Origin of the sequence: Granulicoccus phenolivorans DSM 17626 = NBRC 107789 = JCM 15570 (assembly GCF_000423085.1) — a bacterium.
GTDB classification, from domain to species: Bacteria; Actinomycetota; Actinomycetes; order Propionibacteriales; family Propionibacteriaceae; genus Granulicoccus; species Granulicoccus phenolivorans.
This window is the reverse complement of the sequence record NZ_AUHH01000078.1, coordinates 1-1,391: the sequence shown is the minus strand read 5'-3', so window position 1 is coordinate 1,391 and position 1,391 is coordinate 1. Positions and strand designations below refer to the sequence as shown.

The following is a 1,391-nucleotide window of genomic DNA, read 5'->3' as shown; positions in this document are numbered from 1 at the left end:
CGAGTTCGAGAACGCGTTCTATGCTGTCCCCAACGACCGCAACCTGCTGGTCGGAATCAAATAGCGCGAGTCTCCATCAGACCCAGGGCGCTTCATTGGTTCCGGCCGCTGTCCAGTGGGCCTCGACGGTCGAGCCGTCGAGAGGCTCAGTCCCCCGCTCGGCCAGAAGGCGGTCCACGAGGTATGGATCGAAGGCCGATCGACTCATCGTCTGACGGCAAGCCGGGCAGTACAGGACCGGCCGCTTCTGGTTCGTGCCCCGGCAGAGGAAAACGTTGCAGTCGTCGCAGCGAACGACGCGCGACAGGAACGGACTCGTGGGCTCTCGCTCGCTTCGCTGGCGGGCCTGTGGTGCGCTCCTCGCGTCGAGCAGCCTCTGCAACGTCGTGAACTCCTCGGTACTGATGACCGCGAGTGCCTCATTCACGACCGGCTCGCCAGCCTCGTCGCGGAAGACGGCGAATGGGTCTGCACGCGTCGCGCTCTTTGGACGGCCTGGATTGTGTGGAGTCATCCCAGCTAAGATCGGGTTGCGGAGGATGCCGTCCACGGTCTGCCGGTTCCACCCGGTCGCACCCGACTTGCGCCTTGCCAAGGAACCCTCGGGCAACGGTGCTCCCTCAGTCGTCAGCCAGGTGGTGATGGCGTTGACGGTCGCGCCGTCCAGCGCCCTTCTGACGACCTCGGCGAGCCACGGCTGACGGGACGCATCCTTGACGAGCACCCATCCCGGACCGTCAGGGTTTGCGGCGGACTGGTAGCCGTACGGGATACCTCCACCTGCCCACCGTCCATCCTTCAGCAGCTGCAGTCGTGCAGCACGGACCCTCGCTCGGATGGCCTCTGCCTCCATCTCGCCAAACACGGCGAGCATGACCGCAAAGGCACGACCTTGGGGGCTTGTCATGTCGATGGGGTCCTCAACCGCTACGAGGCCAGCTCCCCGCTGCTGGAGTGCTTCGTCGGCATGGAGGAAGTCAAGGACGCGACGAGCGAGCCGATCGACCTTCCAGATGATGACTGCGTCGAAGTCGGTTGTCGCGAGAAGGGCAGCCCAACCCTTGCGGTCCTCTGGGCGGTTCGCAGTGGCTGAGACTCCATCGTCGATGAACTCGCCCACCACCTCCCAGCCTCGGGCTTCGGCGTAGCTGCGACAGGAGTGAAGCTGGCGGGCGATGGATACGGACTCTTCCTTGGTGACACTGAGCCGTGCGTAGAGGACGCAGCCCCGTTCATATTTTGTGTGCATGGGCTTCAGTCCACTCGCGAGCCACCAGCCTGTCCTGCACAGGTGCGTTGCCGCCGATGCACGCAATGCCGAGGTGCTCTTCCCCTACCTCAACGGAGAGGACCTCAACTCACGGCCGGACAGTTCTGCGTCTCGCTGGGTC

At 64.4% G+C, this 1,391-nt stretch carries 1 protein-coding gene; it reads right to left on the bottom strand.

Features of this window, described 5'->3' with window-relative positions; all coding sequences use genetic code 11:
* Window positions 1–76: 76 nt before the first annotated feature.
* Window positions 77–1,249 (bottom strand): recombinase family protein, encoded by a 1,173-nt coding sequence (locus G531_RS23680; protein WP_081684235.1) that lies wholly within the window; start codon window positions 1,247–1,249, stop codon window positions 77–79.
* Window positions 1,250–1,391: the final 142 nt, after the last annotated feature.